The organism is Synechocystis sp. PCC 6714 (assembly GCF_000478825.2).
Classification (GTDB): Bacteria; Cyanobacteriota; Cyanobacteriia; order Cyanobacteriales; family Microcystaceae; genus Synechocystis.
Genome location: NZ_CP007542.1, coordinates 1864150 through 1886009, shown reverse-complemented (window position 1 = coordinate 1886009; position 21860 = coordinate 1864150). Strand labels below are relative to the sequence as shown.

At 48.0% G+C, this 21860-nt stretch carries 19 protein-coding genes; 12 read left to right on the top strand and 7 right to left on the bottom strand.

The annotated features are described in order from the left end of the window. Positions 1–280: 280 nt before the first annotated feature. Both D082_RS08560 and phaP read left to right on the top strand, forming a co-directional pair. Positions 281–3679 carry a hypothetical protein gene (locus D082_RS08560; protein ID WP_038530566.1) on the top strand — a complete coding sequence of 1133 codons (3399 nt, stop codon included), beginning with the start codon at positions 281–283 and terminating at the stop codon, positions 3677–3679. A 341-nt stretch (positions 3680–4020) separates the two neighbouring features. Then, a complete protein-coding gene (phaP, locus tag D082_RS08555; protein ID WP_028948064.1) occupies positions 4021–4290 on the top strand; it encodes a phasin PhaP in 270 nt (89 codons plus the stop codon). A 64-nt stretch (positions 4291–4354) separates the two neighbouring features. Here phaP and D082_RS08550 read toward each other — a convergent pair whose 3' ends face one another. Continuing rightward, positions 4355–7156, bottom strand: coding sequence for an A-adding tRNA nucleotidyltransferase (locus D082_RS08550; RefSeq protein ID WP_028948065.1), 2802 nt, complete (start codon positions 7154–7156; stop codon positions 4355–4357). 136 nt (positions 7157–7292) lie between these two features. Then, positions 7293–8072 carry a photosystem II S4 domain protein gene (locus D082_RS08545; protein WP_028948066.1) on the bottom strand — a complete coding sequence of 260 codons (780 nt, stop codon included), beginning with the start codon at positions 8070–8072 and terminating at the stop codon, positions 7293–7295. Positions 8073–8202: 130 nt separating this feature from the next. On the opposite strand from D082_RS08545, the gene D082_RS08540 reads away from it, so the two are divergent. The 3 genes from D082_RS08540 (at position 8203) to D082_RS08530 (ending at position 11036) form a co-directional block, all read left to right on the top strand. After that, positions 8203–9003, top strand: coding sequence for an ABC transporter permease (locus D082_RS08540; RefSeq protein ID WP_051738782.1), 801 nt, complete (start codon positions 8203–8205; stop codon positions 9001–9003). A 109-nt stretch (positions 9004–9112) separates the two neighbouring features. Then, positions 9113–9772 carry a diacylglycerol/polyprenol kinase family protein gene (locus D082_RS08535; RefSeq protein ID WP_051738932.1) on the top strand — a complete coding sequence of 220 codons (660 nt, stop codon included), beginning with the start codon at positions 9113–9115 and terminating at the stop codon, positions 9770–9772. Positions 9773–9821: 49 nt separating this feature from the next. Continuing rightward, positions 9822–11036 (top strand): M20 family metallopeptidase, encoded by a 1215-nt coding sequence (locus D082_RS08530; RefSeq protein WP_028948069.1) that lies wholly within the window; start codon positions 9822–9824, stop codon positions 11034–11036. Positions 11037–11117: 81 nt separating this feature from the next. Here D082_RS08530 and D082_RS08525 read toward each other — a convergent pair whose 3' ends face one another. Continuing rightward, entirely contained in the window at positions 11118–11984 is an 867-nt protein-coding gene (locus tag D082_RS08525) for an aspartoacylase (protein ID WP_028948070.1), read from the bottom strand. A 247-nt stretch (positions 11985–12231) separates the two neighbouring features. On the opposite strand from D082_RS08525, the gene D082_RS08520 reads away from it, so the two are divergent. Both D082_RS08520 and D082_RS08515 read left to right on the top strand, forming a co-directional pair. Then, a complete protein-coding gene (locus D082_RS08520; protein ID WP_028948071.1) occupies positions 12232–12675 on the top strand; it encodes a hypothetical protein in 444 nt (147 codons plus the stop codon). 76 nt (positions 12676–12751) lie between these two features. Beyond that, positions 12752–14314, top strand: coding sequence for a serine/threonine-protein kinase (locus tag D082_RS08515; protein WP_028948072.1), 1563 nt, complete (start codon positions 12752–12754; stop codon positions 14312–14314). A gap of 222 nt (positions 14315–14536) precedes the next feature. Here D082_RS08515 and D082_RS17725 read toward each other — a convergent pair whose 3' ends face one another. The 3 genes from D082_RS17725 to D082_RS08505 form a co-directional block, all read right to left on the bottom strand. Next, entirely contained in the window at positions 14537–14737 is a 201-nt protein-coding gene (locus tag D082_RS17725) for a hypothetical protein (protein ID WP_071880788.1), read from the bottom strand. A gap of 179 nt (positions 14738–14916) precedes the next feature. Beyond that, positions 14917–15735, bottom strand: a complete 819-nt coding sequence (locus D082_RS08510) for a hypothetical protein (RefSeq protein ID WP_028948073.1) — start codon at positions 15733–15735, stop codon at positions 14917–14919. 126 nt (positions 15736–15861) lie between these two features. Beyond that, positions 15862–16125, bottom strand: a complete 264-nt coding sequence (locus D082_RS08505) for a hypothetical protein (protein ID WP_051738780.1) — start codon at positions 16123–16125, stop codon at positions 15862–15864. Positions 16126–16944: 819 nt separating this feature from the next. Here D082_RS08505 and D082_RS08495 point away from each other — a divergent pair. From D082_RS08495 to D082_RS08475, 5 genes are all read left to right on the top strand, one after another. After that, positions 16945–17463, top strand: a complete 519-nt coding sequence (locus D082_RS08495) for a phycocyanin subunit beta (protein ID WP_028948075.1) — start codon at positions 16945–16947, stop codon at positions 17461–17463. 110 nt (positions 17464–17573) lie between these two features. Then, positions 17574–18062 (top strand): phycocyanin subunit alpha, encoded by a 489-nt coding sequence (cpcA, locus tag D082_RS08490; RefSeq protein WP_028948076.1) that lies wholly within the window; start codon positions 17574–17576, stop codon positions 18060–18062. Between the two features lie 114 nt (positions 18063–18176). Continuing rightward, positions 18177–18998, top strand: a complete 822-nt coding sequence (locus D082_RS08485) for a phycobilisome linker polypeptide (RefSeq protein WP_028948077.1) — start codon at positions 18177–18179, stop codon at positions 18996–18998. A 45-nt stretch (positions 18999–19043) separates the two neighbouring features. Beyond that, on the top strand, positions 19044–19919 hold the full coding sequence (locus tag D082_RS08480; protein ID WP_028948078.1) for a phycobilisome linker polypeptide: 876 nt from the start codon (positions 19044–19046) through the stop codon (positions 19917–19919). A gap of 138 nt (positions 19920–20057) precedes the next feature. After that, the gene (locus D082_RS08475) at positions 20058–20309 is read left to right on the top strand and encodes a phycobilisome linker polypeptide (protein ID WP_028948079.1); all 252 of its coding nucleotides are present in this window, start codon (positions 20058–20060) and stop codon (positions 20307–20309) included. 245 nt (positions 20310–20554) lie between these two features. On the opposite strand, the gene serS is transcribed toward D082_RS08475, so the two are convergent. Further along, positions 20555–21847: a serine--tRNA ligase gene (gene serS / locus D082_RS08470; protein ID WP_028948080.1), complete on the bottom strand. Its 1293-nt coding sequence runs from the start codon at positions 21845–21847 to the stop codon at positions 20555–20557. Positions 21848–21860 lie beyond the last annotated feature (13 nt).

Genomic DNA, 21860 nt, shown 5'->3' with positions numbered 1-21860 from the left:
GGGGTTAACTTTTGGAAATATTTAGGCAGTAGTTAGTCTAAATTTGTTACGGGGTATGGTGTTTAGTCTTTCCACAATTTCCTTTTGTCCCAACTTTTTTCACAATCTTGGAATCAGAATAATTTTTTTTTAATCCTTTTCAAGCAATTCACCTAAATAAAACTAGAAATAAACCATCTATTGGTCAAGCTTGGGGGTGCGTACCGGTAAAAACAAATTATTGATATGGCTTGATTCTGAGTACCGAAACAGCACATAAAAATTAACTGGAAAAACGACCATGGCTAATTTCGATCTAACGAAAAATAACGATACCTTACTTGGGACCAATGGCGACGACATTTTTAATGGAACCTATGATGGTGTTCCAGGCCAAGATAAGTTCGATTCTGGCGATACCCTCGATGGTGGCGATGGTATAGATACCTTGTTTATTGATCACAAGGCAGCGGGGGCAATCACACCGCCCGATGCTCTCTGGGCTAATCTGAGCAATATTGAAAAGGTCGTTATCAATACGACAAAAGATGGTGCCCAAACGATTACGACGGGGAAGAATTTTGAGGCCGCCTTTGCTCCCCTGGGCGTAGAACTAACTACGACAACTGCTGGGGCAGGAGCAATTACCCTAAATGCCACTTCGTTTACGGGGGAGGCAACCTTCAACACCACATCCCTCGCCGGCGCCCAAACAATCACAACCGGTTCAGGAGGAACCACTGTCAACGCAAAGTCCGATGCTGGTGGCCTAAACATTAAAGGTATCGGCCTTAATACAGTCTTTGCCACCACGACGGGAGCAGGAGCACAGATAATTGGTGACAACAGTGGTAATGGTGCCAACCTTACATTTGTCGATGCAACATCGGCTGGAGGCTCTCAGATCGTCACCAGTACTAGTACAGAAGACGTTATTGTGAACGCCACCTCCAATGCGGGTAAGCAAATCATTACCACGGGGTCAGGGAATGACATTATCACAGCCTCAACTGCCAGCACTGGCAATTTCATCAATGCCGGAGCAGGCAACGATGTTATTACTATTCTGCCAACAGCTTCGGGTGACTACACAGTCGATGGAGGTTTAGGGGATGACAACATTACTGGAGGCGCAGGCAACGATCTTTTAATCGGAGATCTTGGTAACGACACCCTGGACGGAGGTGATGGAATCAATACCCTCGTTGGCGGTGTTGGCAACGATACCTATGTGGTAGACAGCACAACTGACATAATTACCGAAGCACCAGCAGAAGGAACCGATACGGTTCAATCTTCCGTTACCTTTGATCTGACTGGTGTCGCCAACGTTGAGAATCTAACCTTAACAGGAACAGGCAATATCAACGGCACAGGCAATGCGTTCGACAATGTCATCATGGGGAATGATGGCAACAACAGCCTCAATGGTGGTAATGGCAATGACACCATCATCGGGGGAGGTGGCAATGACATCATAGATGGTGGCGGTCAGACTGATACCCTAAAATATTCTGGCGATCGGAGTAACTACACCATCACATTAAGCGGCGGTACATACACAATTGTTGATGAAAGGGGAGGATCTCCAGATGGAACTGACACCGTTACCACTGTTGAAAATTTCCAATTTGCTGATGGCACATTTACAACTGCCAACCTAATTGACACAACAGCTCCGACAGTCGTAAACATTGATGATGGTGACGCAGACAATGTAGTTACCGTTGGGGAGATGCTGACCTACACCATTACCTTCAGCGAAGACATCAATGCCAGCACAGTCAGTACCTTTGATTTTAATAATGCCGGCACGGCAGCCATCGGGATTGGGACAATTACGGAAACTTCCGCAGGGATATTTACCGTTGAAGTCATCCCCACCAGCACAGGTACTATCAATCTTCGTATTCCCACCGGTGCGGTAATTGAGGATGTGGCAGGTAATGCTTTAACTGTTCCTGTTCAAGATGGTGACATTATCACAGTTAATGCTAACCCCAACCCCGACATGATAGCTCCGACAGTCGTAAACATTAATGATGGTGACGCAGACAATGTAGTTACCGTTGGGGAGATACTGACCTACACCATTACCTTTAGTGAAGACATCAATGCCAGCACAGTCAGTACCTTTGATTTTAACAATGCCGGCACGGCAGCCATTGGTATTGGGACAATTACGGAAACTTCCGCAGGAATATTTACCGTTGAAGTCACCCCCACCAGCACAGGTACTATCAATCTTCGTATTCCCACCGGTGCAGTAGTTGAGGATGTGGCAGGCAATGCTTTAACTGTTCCTGTTCAAGATGGTGAAATTATCACAGTTAATGCTAACCCCAACCCCGACACAATAGCTCCGACAGTCGTAAATATTGACGATGGTGAAGCAGACAATGTAGTTACCGTTGGGGAGATGCTGACCTACACCATTACCTTTAGTGAAGACATCAATGCCAGCACAGTCAGTACCTTTGATTTTAACAATGCCGGCACGGCGACCATTGGGATTGGGACAATTACTGAAACTTCCGCAGGAATATTTACCGTTGAAGTCACCCCCACCAGCACAGGTACTATCAATCTTCGTATTCCCACCGGTGGGGTAGTTGAGGATGTGGCAGGTAATGCTTTAACTGTTCCTGTTCAAGATGGTGACACTATCACAGTCAATGCTATCCCTGACCCAATGGCTCCCAGCATCAGTCTCGCTGTTAGTCCCGACAATGTGACTGAAGATGGTAACACCAACTTGGTCTATACCTTTACTCGTACTGGAGACTTAACCAGTCCTCTGATAGTCAACTACAACATTTGCGGCACCGCTAACGAGTTTGACTACACTGGTGCTACCCCAGGAAATGGGAAAACCATTACCTTTGCCACCGGATCAAACACCACCTTCCTCACCATTAACCCCACCGCTGATACCACCGTCGAGCCGGACAATACAGTGGTGTTGACCTTAGATAATGGCATGGGCTATACCATTGACACCACTGCTTCTGTCATCAGTACGATCATCAATGATGATTCTCCAAATGTACCCGATAACAATGTCAGTATTTCAACCAGGAATGATTTATTCTTCGTTCAGTTAGCCAACGGTAATGAAATCAATCTTTCATACAACAATCAACCCTTTGTCAGTGGAACCTTTGGTAATTGGCAAGCTGTTGAAGCGGAAACCGTTAACAGTATTAATCAAGTGCTTTGGCAAAATTTTGATACTGGCGAAATTGGTCTTTGGAACACCGATAGTAACTGGAACTGGGTATCTTCAGAAGTCTGGCCCACTGAGTCCCCTAAAACTCTTCAAGCAGAGGTTACCTTCCAAACTGACATCAATAATGATGACCTTTTAGGCGATAGCTATTCCATTGTCGAAAATCAAGGTTGTACCGTCTTTTTACAAGGAATATTTGATTATTATCATGTTCAAACGGTCGATGATATTACTCAGCCCATTAAGTATTTAGGTGAGGCCTTTGTCCCTGGAACTTTTGGTAATTGGCAGGGTTTAGCAGCGGAAACCGTTGATGGTATTAATCAAGTCCTTTGGCAAAATGTTGGTACTGGCGAGGCTGCTGTTTGGAACACCGATAGTAACTGGAACTGGGTTTCATCGGATGTTTTTGCGATTGACTCTCCCCAGGCACAGGCTCTACAGCCAACTTTTGGAGTAAATTTTATCTAAATCCATAATCAATAACTCATATTCCCGTCAATAAATAAGTTGATGGGAATATTGCTTTTCTTAATCAAAAATACTGTTTTTTGCTTAAATGGCGATCGCCATCCTGATATTGGAGCAAAATCTCACCGGAAAAAATGGGTCTGAAGCCTAATTATTTAGGGCGAAGAATGCCAGGAAGATGTCAGACTTTGCTGATATAGTAGCCAGCAATTTCTGGTCGGTGGCCTGGGGGCAATCACTATAATAGAGACGTGCGATACCGATATCCATTGGAAGTGGTCTGCACCGCCCTGCTTCCCCTTAAGCTCTGATGGTTTAGGGATATTAGCGGTTTTAGCCCTATGAACACCCAGTTTTTTGAAGAATATCAAACCCAGTTACTGGATTGGCAAAAGAAATTTTTTAATACTTGGATGGAAAGTCTGCCAAAAGGCACCGCTGAGATTAAATTAACAGATACCCTTGAAACGAGTCTGAAACTACAGGAGGAAATGGTTAAAAGTTATCTCGAAGCCCAAGAAAAATCCACCACAATGATGATTGATGCCCAAAAACAATTTTGGGATAACTACTTCCAAGCCCTGCGGCAACAACCGGTCCCAGCTAACTAGGTTCTAACCAGGGCAACAGGAACGATCGCCATTGGCGGGTAAGCTAGACGATCCGGTCGCCACATTACCTTTGCGTCAAAGACCTTGACAGTGGGTAATGGGTTTGTAACCAGGCTTCTTCCCTTTGGCGATCGCCCAATTTACCATCTAGGCAAGCGTTTAATAAATCGGTCAAAATTTGCTTAAATTGGGGCCCCGGCTTGTAACCTAGGGCTTTGAGGTCGTGGCCAGTCAAAAACGGTGATACTTGGCATAGCTGGCTGAAATAAAACCAAATTTGCTTTCTCAACACTCTATTTCCCCTAGCGGCCACTAAAAATAAGCTAGAGCGATCATAATCCTTCAACGTTTGGTAAATAACACTAGGCTTGGGACATTTTTGGTAACCTAAACCTTTGGCGATCGCCGTTTCCATGGTTTCCAGACGGGCTAACCCATCAATGGCGGTCTTGGGCAACTGTAATCCTGTCGCAATTTTGACCCTTTCCTGCTGGGGTAAAGTCGCCAGTAAAATACTCAAACGCAACAACCAATGCTCCAACTGCCGTTCCGGATCTAGCCAGCGTAACCAGCGAGAGAGACAGCGCACTTGCCACCATAATTGCTCCGTTAGCTTTAGCTCCGGATGGAGACATTTAAGGGCATCTAAATCCGCCAGTAAGGTTAACGCCCCTTTCCAATAGGGAGCTTTGAGAATAATGGACAATTCTGCCTTTAAGCGGGTAGTTAGGGCCGGGATGGGATGTTCCGTTAGCCGCCAACGCTCATAAACTCCACTGGCGATCGCATAGCGGATATAGGCTTCCGTCTGAGGTTCCAGTTCAAAGCCCAGGCGCACTACAAATCGCACTGCTCGATAAATACGGGTGGGGTCTTCAATGAAACTATTGGCGTGTAATACCCTTACCTGTTGGCTTTGCAGGTCGTTCATGCCGCCAAAAAAGTCCAATAATTTACCCGGACTGGGATTGGTTAGGCGGATGGAAAGGGCGTTGATGGTAAAGTCCCGCCGGTATAAATCCTGGCGAATGGAACTAGCTTCCACTTCCGGGTTGGCTGCTGGATAGGGATAAAACTCTGTGCGGGCAGTGGCGATGTCCACCCAAAGGGAATCCAATTGGGGATCTTTATGCCAGAGCAACGCCGCCGTTTGGAATTCTCCATGGATAGATAACCTTGCCCCAGGATATTGCCCTTGCAAAGATTGGGCTAACTCAACCCCAGCTCCCACATCAGCCGTGGCATGGAAACCGTCCACCACCAAATCAATATCTTGAAAGGTAATGTTTTGATGTTTTTCTGTCCCCTGGGAATGGCGCAGCCATAGGTCCCGCACTGCTCCCCCCACTAGATATAAATGCCAACCCCTAGCCTGGGCTTGTTGGGCGGCCGTAGTTAATAATTGCCAAGTGGCCGATGGTAAATGGGTTTTTAGCAGTTGCAGTAAATTTCCTTGGCTAAAGTTTTGACCAGCACCAGTCTGGCGATCGCCAAACCGTCCCGATTGTTCTTGCTTATCCTGTAATAATTGGCGCAACACGTCGGTGCGGGTGACAATACCCACCAGGGTATCTCCGTCCATAACCGGTAAGCGGCCCACGTCGTCCGCCACCATAATGGCTTCAATGCGGGGTAAGGGAGTGTCCGGGTCAATGGTTTTAACGTTGCGGGTCATATAACCTTTCACCGGCGCATGGCTAAAACCGTGGTGTAGAGCTAAATCCAAATCCCGTCGGGAAATAATACCCACCAATTTTTCTTCTTGATTCACCACTGTTAAGCCGGAATGGCCGTAGCGAAACAAAATCCGTTGGGCCTGTTCGATGGTGGTGTGGGGCCGGATAGTCCGCACTGGGGAAGACATAAAATCCCTGGCCAATAAAGGTTTGGGAATTTGTCTTTGTAAACCTTGGTAAATGTCCGCCATTACCTCCGTTGGCTCAACATCCCGTAAATTAACCGCCGCCGCCTGGGCATGGCCCCCACCACCATAGGGTTCCAGCAGTTGGGTTAAATCGGTATCAGGAATACGGGTGCGGCCAATGAGGGAAAACCGTTGGTTATTGCTTACCCCCGTTTTGTCCTGTGACCCATCGCTTCTCGGTTTATCTTTGCCCTTGTCATAAACGTGACCCAGTAGTAGGGCGTCACATTCCGTCAGGGACAATAACCTTTCTGTGAGGTGGGATAGCCCCGGCACAAAGCTTTCTGTGGTTAATAAAACTGAACCTAGCCAATAGCCCCTGACCATTTCCTTGCGGAGATTTTGCATGGCTTCGGCAAATAAAAATTGTAGAGGAGGAGGAAATCCGTGGTCAGTGTATTCCGCAATTAAACGTAAATTGGCCCCCTGTTCCATCAACCAAGCTAGGGCTTTGACATCCCGCACTGTGGTTTGAGCAAAGGTTAAACTGCCCGTGTCTACATGGATGCCCAGGGCCATCACCGACGCTTCCACCATGGAAAGGCTAATTTCTGTCCTTTGTAACTTCTCCACAATTAAAGTTGTACTGGCCCCCACCGCTTCTACTTCTAAAATGTCCGCTTCAATATCCCGGGGGCCGTTGAGATGGTGATCATAAATGGCAACCCGTTGCAAATGGGATAACGTTAACCAAGCGGCCGCTTTGCCAAGGCGATCGCCTTGTTGATTATCGACAATGTAGAGGGAACGGATTTTGTCGGGGTTGACGCTACGGAGTTCAATGAGGGGAAATTCGTTGCGATGGAGAGCTAAAAATTGCCGCACCGTGGGATGGGAACCCCCAGTAATCACAATGCGACTGCCGGGATGGAGTTTGGCTAGGCCCACCGCCGCCCCCAACACATCAAAATCAGCGGTTTGGTGACAAAGGATTAAATCCATGGTTTTCTAGGAAAACTTTGATCACAAGCAAAGACCAACATGGCCTTTTGCCTCCAGCGACGGTGGGATGAATTTGATGCCCCACCTACTGGCCGTGCCATCCCCGTAAGTATTTGTTGGAACAAATTGGAACAAGCTAGATATATCGGGTTAATTGGATGCGATAACGTTCTTTTTTAGTGACTGTAATTTCGCCTATTTCTAGTCTACCTTTACCTCGATAGGTAACTAAATCCCCCGCTTTGAGAGCATAGCTAGACTGGGTAATGGGCTTCCAATTAACCTGGACATTGCCCTGGGTGACTGCATCGGCCATTTTGCTGCGGGACAAACCAAACCCCGCCGAAGCAATGGCATCCAAGCGCAGGGAAGCTTCCACCGTGGTCATTTCCTTGGTTTTGGGGGGGCGAATTTTTAGTTCTTCCAGGGTAATGGCTTTAGCTTTGACGGGGACGGTCCGCACCTGGGTTAGATGGAGACTGATAAATTCTGCCACCTCCGGCACCACGATCGCCTGGGCTCCCCGTTCTCCCAACAAAATAATGTCCCCCACCTTTTCCCGCACTAACCCAGTGCCCAAGAGAGCCCCTAAAAAATCCCGATGGCTAGCGGGATCGAAAAGAAAGTTACCCGCCACATCCAATGCCGTGAGGGGAATGTGCTCTATTTCCAGCGGGATTTCTGCCCTGGCAATGGCTAACCTCTGCCGTTCCGCTTGGGGATAGCCCCCCCAGGCTAAAAAATGCAATTCTGTGAGGGAACCAAAACGGGTTTGAATTTCCGCAATCAGGGTCGGCGCACAAAAATCCGTCACCACCACTTCCCAGGTACGCAGGGCCTGTTCCCCCTGGTCAATTACTCTGGCGATCGTCTCCCGGTCTGGGGCTCCCTTTAACAAAGCTTCTCTTGGCAACATCGAACAATGCAATGAGCTGACAAATCATTGTGGTAACTTTGGTGATCGGTTTGTCAAGGGGCTACAATTCGCGTATCGGTTCTTCCCCCAAGACAGAGACAGTTACTGGTCCATTCTTCAACCCCTGGCAATGACCCAATCAATTATCTTGGCAGAATTAGGCTCCTGGCTGCGGCGATCGGGACAAGCAATTTTATTGTTGGGCAATACTACCTTTCAGCTTTTTACCGGCAGAATTGATGGGCGCAATACCACCCAACAGTTAATGTTTGTGGGCCCCGCTTCCTTACCTATTACCCTGATTACCGCCGCCGTCATCGGTATGATTTTCACCATCCAGGTAGCCCGGGAATTCTTGGCTTTTGGGGCAGGCAGTGCAGTGGGGGGAATTTTAATGTTGGCCCTGGGGCGGGAACTGTGCCCAATTATGACAGCGGTGGTGGTGGCGGGCCGGGTCGGTTCAGCCTTTGCCGCAGAAATTGGCACCATGCGGGTAACGGAACAAATTGATGCCCTCTATATGCTCAACGCTAACCCAGTGGAATATTTAGTGATTCCTCGACTGTTGGCCTGTTGCATTATGGTGCCCACTTTGAGTGTGCTGGCTTTAGTAACCGGCATGATGGGGGGAGCAATAATTTCCAGCAACGTTTATGGCATTGCCAACCAAGTGTTTTTTGAGTCCATACAAACCTTTGTTACCCCCTGGGACATTTTTTGTGGTCCCGTTAAGGGGGTGGTATTTGGCGTTTTAATTGCCATCATTGGTTGCAACTGGGGCTTAACCACTAGAGGGGGAGCTAAGGGAGTGGGGGAATCCACCACAGCGGCGGTGGTAACTTCTCTGTTAGCAATTTTTGTTAGTAACTTTTTTATGTCTTGGATAATGTTCCAGGGCAGTGGTTCCGGGGCGGTGCTGATGGGGAATTAATAGTTAAAAATAACTAGAAATAACTAGGGCGTTAAACTTGAGGCCTTGATCATTGTTTTCTTTTTTAACTGAAGTTAGTCCCAATAGTGCCATTGCAGTGCCCCTCTGGATGGCGGTGGCGATGGCTGCAATTTATCTGGGGGCAATCATTCTATCGGCGGAATTGCTTAATCGTCTTTCCCCCAGTCCAGCGGAAGTGACCCGTAAAATCGTCCATATTGGGGCTGGACAAGTGGTTTTAATTGCCTGGTGGTTGGGCATTCCCGGTTGGGTGGGGTCGATCGCCGGTCTTTTGGCCGCTTTGATTGCGGTTCTTTCCTACCGTTTGCCAATTTTGCCTAGCTTGGAGAGCGTTGGCCGCCATAGTTACGGCACCCTGTTTTATGCCATCAGCATCGGCTTACTGGTGGGGGGATTTTTCTCCGCTGGGCTACCGGTATTTGCGGCGATCGGCATTTTGGTCATGGCTTGGGGAGATGGGCTAGCGGCCCTAGTGGGACAGCGGTGGGGCAAACATCCCTATAAAGTGTTTGGCTTCCGTAAAAGTTGGGAAGGTACCACCACCATGGTGTTAGCCAGTTTTTTAGTCACAGTTTTGCTTCTGGGTTACAGCTTTGGGCTCACTGCCACGGTATTTGCCCTTGCCGTTATGGTGGCGATCACCGGGGCTGGGCTAGAAAGTTTTTCCCGCTGGGGCATTGATAACCTGACAGTTCCCATTGTCAGCGCTCTAATTGCTTTTGCTGGTAGTTATTTTTGGTTGAATTGATCCCTGGAAGCAATGGTTACAATACAAAGACCACCTTGGTTTTCTACATATGGTTTTTACCCTGCCCCAAACGATCAACCTACCGGCCACCAATGTCCGTTTAGCAATCCAAGCATTACACGGTCAACTGATCCAATGGAGACGGCAATTTCACCAATATCCAGAATTGGGCTTTCAAGAACAGTTAACGGCCACCCACATTGCCCAAACCCTGACTAGATTGGGTATTCCCCATACTGCAGGCATTGCTCAAACTGGCATTATGGCAGTGATTGATAGTGGTAAACCGGGTCCTGTGCTGGCAATCCGGGCCGATATGGATGCCTTACCAGTAACCGAAGAAAATCAAGTGGATTACCGTTCCCGTCACCCCGGTAAAATGCATGCCTGCGGCCACGACGGTCACACGGCGATCGCCCTAGGTACGGCCCAGTATTTAGCTCAACATCGAGATAGCTTCCGGGGGCAGGTAAAAATTATATTCCAACCAGCAGAGGAGGGCCCCGGTGGAGCCAAACCTATGATTGAAGCGGGAGTGCTAGAAAATCCGGCGGTGGATGCCATTGTAGGACTACATCTGTGGAACGATCTGCCCGTCGGCCAAGTGGGCATTAAAGCAGGGCCAATGATGGCGGCGGTGGAGCATTTTGAGTGTCAGGTGTTGGGACAGGGGGGCCATGGAGCTATGCCCCACCAAACAGTGGATACCCTGGTGATCAGTGCCCAGATTGTCATGGCCTTGCAGGGCATTGTGGCCCGTAATCTCAATCCCCTCCAGTCGGCGGTGGTCACCGTGGGTCAATTACAGGCGGGGACAACATTCAACGTTATTCCCGACAATGCCTATTTCCGGGGAACTGTGCGTTATTTTGATCCCGATTTTGCTGGATATTTTGCCCAGCGCATCGAGCAAATTATCAAGGGCATTTGCCAAAGCCACGGAGCTAACTACCAGTTCACCTATGAAAATATCTATCCTCCTGTGGTTAACGATCGCCGGTTAGTGGATTTGGTGCGATCAGCGGCGGCGGATGTACTACTCACCGCCAACCATTTACAGCCAGATTATCAAACCCTAGCAGGGGAAGATATGTCCTTTTTCCTCCAGGCAGTGCCAGGTTGTTATTTCTTTTTGGGCTCCGCCAACAGTGATTTGGGTTTGGACTATCCCCATCACCATCCCCGGTTTAATTTTGACGAAGCCGTATTACCCGTGGGAGTAGAAATATTCGTCCGCTGTGTAGAAAAGTTTTGCCATCTCTAACCGCCTGTGGCCCCAGGGGCAATAACGGAGCAGCTATTTAAATTTTTTCACCCAAACCCCTCAGTTTTGTTAGCGCTCCCCTCAGATGACAATGGTTTTGCGCTGGGTTAGGGCCATGGCAATGCCCTTCTCAACATATGCCGCTTCACCAATAAATACGGGATAAACCGTCGACACTCCTTGGTAGGGAGTAATGCTGCCCCGGCGATGATAAAACAATGGGGTACCTGGTTTAATGGCCTCGTAATCCCGAATGTGGGGTGCAATTTCTGCCACAATTTTCCCCTGCTCATCCCTGGGATAATCAACGGTTTCAATTTGCTGGTAGACCGTGCAATTATCCGCTGAGGGCACGTTACCAGAGGCCGATGCCTGGAGATAGGCCAAAATTCTGGCTAAAGTCCGTTGGGTTTTGGCGATCGCCGCTTTGTCATACACCCCCTGGGGCACTGGACCCAACTCAATGGTCAACCCCAATTCACAAAGTCCCCGGATATAGGGTAAATCCTTTTGTTGGGCATATTGCAAGACCCGAATTTCTTCATCCTGGGCACTGAGATGGGCCGCTAGGTTGAGGAGTAAAGGATGGGGACAATTTAAAATCAAAGTGGTGCCCATGGCAGCAGTTGTCGTGTGCAAGTCCACAATAAACTCAATGCCTGCCAGGGAAATTTGATGGGCTAAATGGCGGGCCCGCAACTGCTCGTAACCCATCAGGTAGGGATTTTTTCGGTCCTGACGGCGAAAACAACGGTTCAAATCCTGGTCGATGTATCTACGGTTGGCGGCGATCGCCCGGGGATTAGCCAGGAAATAATGACACTTCAACCCTGGAAAATAACGAGCAAAATCTTTTTGTTGCCACCGACGCACCACCTCCACCCCAGTGCGCTCATTACCATGCACTCCCCCCACAATGGCCAAGGAGCGAACTGCTGAATTTATCATCACCCCACGTAGTCCTATGACAGCTTAAAATTCAATAAAATGTTCTTATATTGTAACTTTGACTACTGTTTTAAAACAATAGAATTGTCGTTTTTAACAGTTTTTAACCAAGCTCCCCCGGGCCATGGCCCACCGTTGGCAGCCTGCAGAAGCAAAGCAAACTGTAGTGTGGATTTTTTGTAAAATTTTCCTGGGGCACTGCCAGAATTAGGGACAATAAGGCCATACGGAGCAGGAGAAAAGCACCTTGTCCCACACTTTCCTATTGGAGCCAGGCCGATGGCATCTAGAAGGCTTTTGGCTGGAACGCAATCATCCCCCTGTGGAGATCAAAGGGAGAGCCCTGGTAGCCTGGAATCAAGAAGACTGGTTTACCATGGTGACCAAGTTAAGTTTCCCCGGCAGCGACAACCAAGACATATCCTGTCAATACCGAGGGCGCCTTAACAGGGAAGAGTGTCAATACTCCTACATTTTGCAACATAGTCAACTGGGGCGGGTAGAAGGGGAAGGCTGGATTTCTCCCCATGCCATTGTCCAGCGTTATTGGGTCCTTGGCGATCGCCAACGACAGAGTGGCTTTGAAACCTTTTACCAGTTTAGTGATCGCCGTTATTATTTAGCTGGTGGAATGCTCACCGGCCACTATCTGAACAGTACAATGGAAGCCACCCTGGAAAAACAGGGCTGATGCCGGAGATCCAAACCATACTTGCCGTCCGTTGCTCGAAAATTAATGTCACGCTCGTCGCCGAGATATTTACCCCATGACCCCTGACTCCCGCCATCGCAGACTATTAGCCAATCGCTATCAACTGGTTGAGTTGGTGGGTAGTGGCGCTATGGGTCAAGTCTACCGAGCCGAAGACAAACTCTTGGGAGGAGTAACCGTAGCAGTCAAGTTTCTCTCCCAAGCCCTGCTCAATCCTCGCATGAAGGAGAGATTTGAGCGGGAAGCCACCATTTCCGCCCTGTTGGGGGAAAAAAGTATCCATATTGTCCGGGTAAGGGACTATGGCCTGGATGAAAAAGAAATCCCCTTCTACGTCATGGAGTATCTACAAGGGGAAAATATCAGTGACGTCATCAAGTACCGCCCCCTCAAGGTGGACCGGTTCATAAAAATAGCTAGGCAAATTTGCTTTGGCTTGGACTGTGCCCACAAAGGAATCATTTACCAGGGGGAAGCTTGCCCCGTTGTCCACCGAGATATCAAGCCTAGCAATGTGCTTTTAGTGGAGGATCCGGCCTTGGGGGAGCTGGTAAAAATCCTCGACTTTGGTATTGCTAAGTTGGTCCAAGCCGCTGAAGAATCGAAAACCCAAGCTTTCATGGGCACCTTGGCTTACTGTTCGCCGGAACAAATGGAAGGCAAAGAATTGGATAGCCGTTCGGACATTTACAGTCTGGGGGTGATGATGTACGAAATGTTAACGGGGGAAATGCCCCTATTCCCTGACAATTCATCCTTTGGCGGTTGGTACGAGGCCCATCACCATACTAAGCCCCATCCTTTTTCTCCCCGTTATAAAATTCCCGCTTCCCTGGAAGCCTTGGTGATGAATTGCTTGGCCAAAAGTCCGAAGGGCCGCCCCCAGTCGGTGGATGTAATTATTCGGGCCCTCGATGTCATTGAAGCGGAAATCAAAGCTCCCCCCATTTCCGACAACGACAAAACCCAGATTGCGCCCCATTTGCTCAACAGCGACCTCGAAGCTACCATGGTGGCTCCCCGGAGTACCCAAGAAAAGCCGTCGTCGTTACCCCCGGTGGGGGAACTGTGTAAGCAGTTGGAGTGGCCCCCCGATAAACCCAAACAAAAGATTGTTTTTCCCCATATCCTCAACGCCGCAGAGGGAAAGTTGGCTAGCCTATGGGTGATGCTCAACCAAGAAGATATTCTCACCCGCATGTCCAGCATCCGCTATAACCAATTTTTGTTGATGACTTCCCCCCATCCCATGGTGCTGTGGATAACGGTGCTATACCACCGGGAGTATGGTCCTCGTTGGTTACCCTGTTACCTGGACTTGAAAACTAAATCGGGTCAGAGTTTTGCCCAAATGCTGGGGGAGTCTGGTACCTATTGGTTACTGTTTTTTGCGCTGGAAAACCCCACCCGTTGTCAGCATGTGTTGACCGCTACCGTTGCCCCCAATCAGTGTAAGTTGCTTAAGGAGTGGGCCCAGACCAGTCAAGCTATGCCCGGTGGCAAACCCCAGGTAACTAAGCGTTTGCTCAAGCAAGAATTGGACCGGCTTAAACCTAAAATTGAGGCAAAATTGTCCCAGGTTAAACCATCTTTCAATAAGGAAGTGTCGGGGCTATAGCCCGATTGCCTAGTGCCGGGAGCTATACCTCCCTCGAGCTCTGCTATGCTATTTTTTTGCTCTTAATTTTGCTTGGGAAACCCACCAAGGCGATCAGCCAATCATTTTCGGTAATTTCGGGCGGAGCACTGGCCTGCAATAGAATAATTGGAACAGGCTATAACCTTTGCCCCTCGACTTGGTGGAGTTAGTCTTCCCTGTGATTTCAGTCGATTGTAGAAGTTAGTCGTAATAATCTCGGCTAGAAACATTGCCGATCGCCGCTTCATCTTGATTGATACAACTAGTATTGCGAGCAAAATTGCAGACTCGGGCCCAAAGTCGAGCCCTTGTTCCTGCTGGCCCGGAAGAAAAAACTACCTTGGAGCCATTTTCGATGGTGACACCACATACGGGACAGGTTTCTGCGGACAAAACACTCATGAGTATTTATTCTTAGTGAATGAATTAAGCGTTACGTTAGGGGATTTAATCGGAGCAGACCGTCACAAATGTTACTGTTTGTCGAAAATAGTTTAAGAATCTTTAAATTTCATTGACAAAAATGCCACTCTATATTTCAAGAATGGCAATCCATACGAGGTTATTGGGTTTGGGGTAACTTACCAGCTGGCAGTACGCCAATTGCCATTGTTGTTGGTAGGCACTGTTTGTACCTGACCGTTGCCAATGCGGAGGGGAGATTGCAACATTAGAGTCAAATCTCGGCTAGAAACGGTTAACACTTCCTCTGAGCCACCACCGAGAATGCCTGCACTGGGCAACCCCCAACCAGCTAGGGCTCCTGCGGCGGCTCCTCCCAACACTTCCAAGGGCGTAATCCGGCGATCGCCAGTGGTACCGGAAATAATCGTGGCGGTGCCAGCCCCGGCTAAAGTTCCCATAATCACATCGGAGGCACTAGCTCCCTTATTAACGGTTTGAAAACCGACCAATTCCCGAGAACGGGCGTTAATAGGTAAATATTCACCATTATTGAGTACTAATTGTTGGGCCACAAATTGCATCGCATTGCCATTGGCGATCGGTCGGAACTGACCAATAATTTCACTGCCGGCGGGAATAATCGTCATGCCGTCCGACTGACGTAGGGCTGTGGTAGTGCGGAGACTGACCGCCCTGGTTTCACCCCTTTTCAAGGTAATCTGTCCTTGGTCAACTGCCACAGGAATCATGGTTTGGGCCGGCACTTCCACATTGTAAAGTTGCCCAATGTTGTAGTTAGAACGGGGAGTGGAGAGATTGTTATTATTCCACCGGTTGGAATTTTGGGACGCATTGCCACGGTTGGGACGGGGGCGGGCTTCCACAGGAGCAGCAAAACTACCAATCAGCCCCCCCACCAATAAAGCAGAAGTCAACAGAGCAGTGGAGCGACGGGCTTGCCAATGAAGCTTAGATAACGAAAGACTATTAAACATCCTAATTTCCTCACCTGATTGCGGATATGGGTTGTGGGGAAACTTTTCCTCCACTGAATCCAGATTAGGTAAGGGAAAAAGGAATGTCAGTCCCCGTCGACATGGAAGTATTCGACGAAAAGACAGTTAAAAAGTAGAAAAAAAGGGAATTCCCATTCCGGAGCAAGCTCGATAGCAGCATTTCCGTTTGATTTGTTCAACCGACAACCGACGGACATAGGCAACCCGCCCCATACGGCTGGCCACAGAGTGGACAATTTCAGCCCTGGTTTCCTGATCCACCACCACCCGAGCCGGTACAGAATTGAGTTGCGTCTCCAAGTCGACAATTCTCTGTTCTAAAAAAAGATTGTCAGTTTCATTAAGGCAATATACAGTACAGTTAAACATGGTCAAAGATGGGCAGAAATAGCTCTAACTAGATCCAGTTTTCGCCATATTCCATCTTTCTGCCAGGAAAACTATCACATCAACTCAGTGATTTAGATCACAGACGAATAGCAGTGCAAATGCTCGATTTGTCCACTAAGAAACGACTGAAAATTAAAAGTAGGGCCCCAAGGAAAATTATCACATCCATCGGAAGAGCAAATCAAAAATCATTCCCCTTTCATTGTAGGATGGGCTCACGATGGCCCCCTCTCTTGCCCTAAGCAGCTTGCTCGGAGGAAAAAGGAAAATCTTTCCCCCAAGTAAACAACCATAGACATACGACTTTTCTGTTTTGCCGTGGGCATCAGTGGGCAAAAGGTTCCCATTGAACATCAAGGAAAATGTTTTGGCGTTAAAGAATTACACAGCGGGCTGAGAAAAGATTAGCAGGAGATGCCTCTCTGCGTTCCACAAATTGGTGACAAGCTGAGAAACCTCCGTAACATTGCTTAACAAAAAAGCAAGAATAAAATTAACAAGACGTAACAGACAGAAGTTGCACCAGCATTGTATAAAGTTAACTGTGGGATTGCAAAAGCATTCAAGCCTAGGCATTGAGCTGTTTGAGCGTCCCGTTGGCCCTGTGTCTGTGTCTGTAACTTTCCCTTGGGTTGAGCTGGATAACGCCTCTCATAAATTCCCTTGGTAACCAAAGAAAGTTTTATGGAGAGCAGCCATAATCATTCCGGGGTCACTGCTTTGGACTCCCTCACTTAATACGAGGGAATTGTGTTTAAGAAAATCCCAACTCATAAAGTCAAGTAGGAGATTAATTCAATGTTCGACGTATTCACTCGGGTTGTTTCCCAAGCTGATGCTCGCGGCGAGTACCTCTCTGGTTCTCAGTTAGATGCTTTGAGCGCTACCGTTGCTGAAGGCAACAAGCGGATTGATTCCGTTAACCGCATCACCGGTAATGCTTCCGCTATCGTTTCCAACGCTGCTCGTGCCTTGTTCGCCGAACAGCCCCAATTAATCCAACCCGGTGGAAACGCCTACACCAGCCGTCGTATGGCTGCCTGTTTGCGTGACATGGAAATCATCCTCCGCTATGTTACCTACGCCACCTTCACCGGCGATGCTTCCGTTTTAGAAGATCGTTGCTTGAACGGTCTCCGTGAAACCTATGTTGCCCTGGGTGTTCCCGGTGCTTCCGTAGCTGCTGGCGTTCAAAAAATGAAAGAAGCTGCCTTGGAAATCGTTAACGATCCCAATGGCATTACCCGTGGTGATTGCAGTGCCATCGTTGCTGAAATCGCTGGTTACTTCGACCGCGCCGCTGCTGCTGTAGCCTAGTTTGGTTATTTTAAAAACCAACTTTACTCGGGCTCTATGCCTGAGAAAATCCAGCCTCAGGCTGACATATCTAGGAAAATTTTCACATTCTAACGGGAGATACCAGAACAATGAAAACCCCTTTAACTGAAGCCGTTTCCACCGCTGACTCTCAAGGTCGCTTTCTGAGCAGCACCGAATTGCAAATTGCTTTCGGTCGTCTACGTCAAGCCAACGCTGGTCTCCAAGCCGCCAAAGCTCTGACCGACAATGCTCAGAATTTGGTTAACGGTGCTGCCCAAGCTGTTTATAACAAATTCCCCTACACTACCCAAACCCAAGGTAACAACTTCGCCGCCGATCAACGGGGTAAAGACAAGTGTGCCCGGGATATCGGTTACTACCTCCGCATCGTTACCTACTGCTTAGTTGCTGGTGGTACCGGTCCTTTGGATGAGTATCTGATTGCCGGTATTGATGAAATTAACCGCACCTTCGACCTCTCCCCCAGCTGGTATGTTGAAGCTCTGAAATATATCAAAGCTAACCATGGCTTGAGTGGTGATGCCCGTGACGAAGCTAACTCCTACCTCGATTACGCCATCAATGCTCTAAGCTAGTCAGTTTTCAATTCTAGCTGGCCTGGAAGGGTGGGGAAGTGTTAACAACTGGTTGACAATATTCCGCTTTTCCAGGTCTTGTCGTATTTATTGACACGTATCTAGGAGAATAAAATGACTAGTTTAGTTTCAGCCCAGCGCTTGGGCATTGTGGCGGTGGACGAAGCCGTTCCCCTTGAACTTCGTTCCCACAGTACGGAAGAAGAAGTAGATGCCGTTATCCTGGCGGTTTACCGTCAAGTTTTGGGCAACGACCATCTCATGTCCCAGGAGCGACTGACCAGTGCTGAATCCTTGCTCCGCGCAAGGGAAATTTCCGTAAGGGATTTTGTGCGGGCAGTGGCTTTGTCGGAGGTCTATCGGCGGAAATTTTTCCACTCTAATCCCCAGACTCGTTTCATCGAGCTCAACTATAAGCATTTGTTGGGCCGTGCTCCCTATGACCAGTCGGAAATTGCGTTCCACTCTGATCTCTATCATCAGAGGGGCTATGAAACGGAGATCAATTCCTATATTGATTCCCTCGAATACACGGAGAGCTTTGGAGATTGGGTTGTACCCTATTTCCGGGGTTTTGCTACTCAACGGAATCAAAAAACCGTTGGTTTCAGCCGTTCTTTCCAGGTGTATCGGGGTTATGCCACCAGTGATCGTTCCCAGGGAGGCGGTTCCCGTTCTCGCTTAACACGGGAGCTGGCACGTAATACTGCTTCTCCGGTATATGCCGGTTCTACGACGGAGAGTCTACGGGGAACTTCAGCGGGGAGTCGTAACCAAATGTATCGTTTGCAGGTTGTTCAAGGGGCGACTACCGGTCGCGGTACCCGGGTACGTCGCGGTAAAGCGGAGTATCTAGTTTCCTACGATAATTTGTCTGCTAAGTTGCAACAAATTAACCGTCAAGGGGACACGGTCACAATGATTTCCCTTGCCTAGAATAAAGATTTTTTGTCAACCTAGTTAGTAAAAGGAGATTATTTAGTGGCAATTACAACCGCAGCTTCCAGATTGGGAGTGGCTCCCTACAACGAGTCTCGCCCTGTGGAATTACGTCCTGATTTCAGCCTTGACGATGCCAAAATGGTAATCCGGGCTGTTTATCGTCAGGTTTTGGGCAACGATTACATTATGGACTCTGAGCGCCTTAAGGGTGCTGAGTCTCTTTTGACCAATGGTTCTATCAGTGTACGGGAATTTGTCCGTACCGTGGCCAAGTCCGAACTTTATAAGAAGAAATTTCTTTATAACAACTTCCAAACCCGGGTAATTGAACTCAACTACAAACATTTGTTGGGTCGTGCTCCTTTCAGTGAAGATGAGGTGATTTTCCACCTTGATCTGTATGAAAATCGGGGTTTCGATGCGGATATTGATTCTTACATTGATTCGGTCGAATATCAGGAAAATTTTGGGGAAAACATTGTTCCCTACTACCGCTTTAATAACCAAGTTGGCGATCGTACCGTGGGTTTCACCCGCATGTTCCGTCTCTACCGTGGTTACGCTAACAGTGACCGTTCACAGTTAGAACGGACTGCTACCCGTTTGGCGACGGAGTTGGGGCAAAACACCGTTTCGGCGATCGTTGGCCCCAGCGGCAGTAATCCTGGTTGGGCCTATCGTCCTTCCCGGGCCGGTAATACCCCCGCCAAGGCCCTTGGTGGCACTGTTCCTTTTGGTCAGGCTACTAAACTATTCCGGGTCGAGATCACGGCTATTTCTGCCCCAGGTTATCCCAAAGTGCGTCGTAGCAATAAGGCTGTGATTGTTCCCTTTGAGCAACTCAACCAAACGTTGCAACAAATCAATCGTTTGGGGGGTAAGGTTGCTAGCATTACCCCTGCTAGCTTGAGCTAGATCTTGATTTAGTTCGGGAGGAGAAGTGGCTTGACTTTATTTTCCCTCTGGGGAATAACTTGGGGTCGCTTCTCTTTTTCTGTTTGCAGATCGATTTGCAAATTAAAACTTTATTATTTAGGAGTTTTTAGAATCGCCATGTTAGGTCAATCTTCTTTGGTGGGCTATTCCAATACCCAGGCGGCTAACCGTGTCTTTGTTTATGAAGTTAGTGGACTCCGCCAGACCGATGCCAGTGAAAATAATGCCCACGATATTCGCCGCAGTGGCAGTGTCTTTATTAAGGTACCCTATGCCCGGATGAATGAAGAAATGCGCCGCATTTCCCGTTTAGGGGGGACTATTGTTGATATTCGTCCCTATCAAGCCGATAGTAATGAGCAAAACTAGGCTTAGTTATTAGTAGCTTTGGGGATAAATGGGGGGGAATTATTTTGTCAAAGGTTTCAACTGGCAAAGGCTTATTGATCTTTTCGTGATTTATCCCAGCATAGCCACTGTCCCTTTTGTTCTAGTCTAATTGAATCCAAAACTTGCAACGGTGGTTTATGAATGGGTGATCCACCGTTTTTGTATTGGGAAAAACTAATTAACCCATGGTTTAATAATTTCGTTTATTTCTTCCAGGAAATAGATTAAATGTAATCCCGTTTGAGAAAATTCTGTAGGACAACGGGAACTTTAACTTGACCGGTGCTGGGCTGGTAATAGTTTTCTAAAACCGCGGCCATGGTGCGCCCGATCGCCAAACCGGACCCGTTGAGGGTGTGAACAAATTGGGTACCTTTTTTGCCTTTTTCTTTGTAGCGGATGTTGGCCCGGCGAGCTTGAAAGTCGTGGAAGTTGGAACAACTGGAAATTTCTCGGTAGGTATTGGCCGATGGCAACCAAACCTCTAAGTCGTAGCATTTTGCGGCGGCAAAACCTAAATCACCGGTGCATAGTTCCACCACTCGATAGGGTAGTTCCAAAGCTTGGAGGATAGCTTCTGCATCCGCCACTAGGGCTTTATGTTCGGCGGCGGATTCTTCGGGTTTAACCAATTTAACTAATTCGACTTTATTGAACTGATGTAAGCGAATTAAACCTTTCGTATCCCGACCATAGCTACCGGCTTCCCGCCGAAAACAAGGAGTGTAAGCACAATGTCTGATTGGTAGTTGTTCTAAGTCTAAAACTTCATCCCGATAAAGGTTAGTTACTGGTACTTCGGCAGTGGGAATGAGCCAGAGGTCATCCTCCCGACACTGAAAACTTTCTTCGGCAAATTTCGGTAGCTGCCCCGTTCCCAGCAGAGAATCACTGTTAACCAAAATTGGGGGCATAATTTCCTGATAGCCCACGCCGATGTGACGTTCTAACATGAAATTAATTAGGGCTCGTTCTAGAGCAGCTCCAACTCCCATCAAAGAAATAAAACGGCTCTGGGCTACTTTTACGGCCCTTTCACTGTCGAGAAGGCTCAATTTTTCGCCAATTTCCCAGTGGGGTAAAGCACTTTCTTCTTTTGTTTTTAGATATTGATCTCCCCAACGCTTTACTTCAACGTTATCAGCTTCATTTAGACCCACCGGTGTGGTTTCGCAAGGCAAATTGGGCAGTTCTAGCAATAATTTCTGCAACTGTTCTTTGAAGTCTTTTTCTTGGGGTTCTAAGTCTGCCAGTTTAATTTTTAAACTATTACCTTCCTCCCGTAAAGCTTGAATTTCTTCACCTTTAGGATCGGCGCCCTGACCAATTTTTTGTCCAATTAGTTTGCCAATTTCATTACTACGACTTTGGAGTAGGGTCCGTTCGCTTTCCTTCACTTTTTGTTCAGCGGCGATCGCCAAAATGGTTTGGAGATCATAATTATCCCCGTCCCCCCGTTGATTGAGACGAGCTTGGATAGCGGTGGGATTTTCACGAATCTGCTTGAGGTCTAACACAAACCAACTCTAC